The sequence below is a fragment of the Chloroflexota bacterium genome (genome assembly GCA_016235055.1).
Classification (GTDB): domain Bacteria; phylum Chloroflexota; class Anaerolineae; order JACRMK01; family JACRMK01; genus JACRMK01.
This window is the reverse complement of the sequence record JACRMK010000076.1, coordinates 1-2,036: the sequence shown is the minus strand read 5'-3', so window position 1 is coordinate 2,036 and position 2,036 is coordinate 1. Positions and strand designations below refer to the sequence as shown.

The following is a 2,036-nucleotide window of genomic DNA, read 5'->3' as shown; positions in this document are numbered from 1 at the left end:
TGCCGGTCCAGCGGCGGCTCGGAGCCAACGACCAGCTCAACGAGTACATCGTGCACCGCTCGAGCGGCCTGTTCGCCGTGCCGCCGGGCATTCCCGACCGGCCCGGGCGATTCATCGGAGACTCGCTGCTCGACTGACGCCGCCGCACGCCACTACCCTGCTTCGCGGAGGGTTGGCAGAGCGGTTGAATGCGCTGGTCTTGAAAACCAGTAAGGGCGCAAGTCCTTCGAGGGTTCGAATCCCTCACCCTCCGCTTCGATCTCGATTCACGCCCACGCGCTCGCCTGTAGATTGCCGGGGATGCGCATGCAGATCTCAGAACGGATTGAAATCGACGCCCCGCGTGAGCGCGTCTTCGAGGTCTTCTGCGACATCCCCCACGCCGCCGAGATGCTCGACGGCATCGAGCAGATCGAGGTGCTCGGCGACGAGCGCTTCGACATCGGATTCCGCTGGCGCGAGACGCGCACGATGTTCGGCAAGCAGGCAACCGAGGAGATGTGGGTGACGATGTTCGAACGGCCCGCATCCTTCGAGGTCGAAGCCGCATCGCACGGCACGCACTACCTGTCGGTATACCGCTTCGAGCCGCTCGGCGACCAGCGCACGGCGGTGACGCTGAACTTCACCGGCCGGCCGGTCGCACTCGCCTCGAAGCTGATCTCGCCGCTGGCGATTCTCTTCAAGCGCTCGTCGGCGAAGGCCTTCCGCGCCGATCTCGAACAACTGAAGGCCGTCTGCGAAAAGCCGGTTTGACCGCGGCGGTCAGTCGGCGTCGGCGAATGCCCGGCCAACGGGGCAGCTGACACCGGTGCCGCCGAGACCGCAGTAACCGCTCGGATTCTTCGCCAGGTACTGCTGGTGGTACTCCTCGGCGTAGTAGAACGGGCCGGCGTCGGCTACCTCGGTCGTGATGTCGGCGTAGCCGCTCAGGTCGAGCTGCTCCTGGTAGGTCTGTAGCGATACCTCGGCAACGACTCGCTGCTCGGTGCCGTTGACGTAGATGCCGCTGCGGTACTGAGTACCGACGTCGTTGCCCTGCCGCATTCCTTGCGTGGGGTCGTGCGACTCCCAGAACGCCTTCAACAGATCCCCGTAACTAATCGCGGCCGGGTCGTAGACCACGAGAACGGCCTCGGTGTGCCCGGTGGTGCCGGTGCAGACCTCATCGTAGGTCGGGTTTGGGGTGTAGCCAGCGACGTAGCCGACGGCGGTGACGTACACGCCGGGCATCGGCCAGAAAACGCGTTCGGCACCCCAGAAGCAGCCCAGCGCGAAGATCGCCGTCTGCATGCCGTCGGGCCACGGACCGTGCAGCGGCCGGCCGTTCACGAAGTGATGCGTGCCCGAATCGATCGGCGTGTCGCGACCGGCCGGGGCGTTGGCGGGATCGGGCATTGAAGGCATGCGGCGAAAAAGCATCTAACCCGCAGACTAATAGTTCGCACACTCGCGCGAGCCGTCGCCCCGCTACCGTCGCGGCCGTGACGGAAACGGGCAAGAAGAGCGAACCGCGCCAGTTGCGTGGCGATGCGCAGGTCGCGCTGCTGGCCGCATACGGACTGCTCGCGTTCGCGGCCGTCGGCCGCGGCACCTACGAACTGGCGGTGAAGTTCGACGAGGCTCCGGTGGCCTACTCGCTCTCGGCCTTCGCGGCGCTGATCTACTGCGTTGGCGTGTGGGGCATCGCGCGCGCCGACAGGTTCGCGGTGCGAATCGCGCGCGTGGCGGTCAGCTTCGAGTTGGCGGGCGTACTGATCGTGGGCACGCTGACGCTGTTTGACGACGATGTCTTCCCGACCGGAACCGTCTGGTCGCTCTACGGCCGAGACTACGGCTGGTTACCGCTGGTGGTGCCGATGTTCGCGCTCTGGTGGCTGCTGCGGCAACACCCTGAGGAGTGAGACGGCGCGCGGATAGAATCCATTTTCTCCGGGAGAGGTGGCGGAGTGGCTGAACGCACTCGCCTGCTAAGCGAGTATGGGGTTTATAGCTCCATCGAGGGTTCGAATCCCTCCCTCTCCGTCTATGGCTGC

General features: G+C 65.5%; 4 protein-coding genes and 2 tRNA genes. 5 read left to right on the top strand and 1 reads right to left on the bottom strand.

The window, feature by feature from the left end; translation table 11 throughout:
* From HZB53_18670 to HZB53_18660, 3 genes are all read left to right on the top strand, one after another.
* A partial coding sequence (locus HZB53_18670) for a Dyp-type peroxidase (protein ID MBI5879674.1) occupies positions 1-137 on the top strand: 137 nt, incomplete at its 5' end.
* Positions 138-166: 29 nt separating this feature from the next.
* A tRNA-Ser gene (locus HZB53_18665) sits at positions 167-253 on the top strand.
* A gap of 53 nt (positions 254-306) precedes the next feature.
* Positions 307-756, top strand: a complete 450-nt coding sequence (locus tag HZB53_18660; protein ID MBI5879673.1) for an SRPBCC family protein — start codon at positions 307-309, stop codon at positions 754-756.
* Positions 757-765: 9 nt separating this feature from the next.
* On the opposite strand, the gene msrA is transcribed toward HZB53_18660, so the two are convergent.
* The gene (msrA, locus tag HZB53_18655; GenBank protein ID MBI5879672.1) at positions 766-1,422 is read right to left on the bottom strand and encodes a peptide-methionine (S)-S-oxide reductase MsrA; all 657 of its coding nucleotides are present in this window, start codon (positions 1,420-1,422) and stop codon (positions 766-768) included.
* 98 nt (positions 1,423-1,520) lie between these two features.
* Between msrA and HZB53_18650 the strand changes: the two genes are divergently transcribed.
* Entirely contained in the window at positions 1,521-1,904 is a 384-nt protein-coding gene (locus HZB53_18650) for a hypothetical protein (protein MBI5879671.1), read from the top strand.
* Between the two features lie 31 nt (positions 1,905-1,935).
* Positions 1,936-2,025, top strand: a tRNA-Ser gene (locus HZB53_18645).
* Positions 2,026-2,036: the final 11 nt, after the last annotated feature.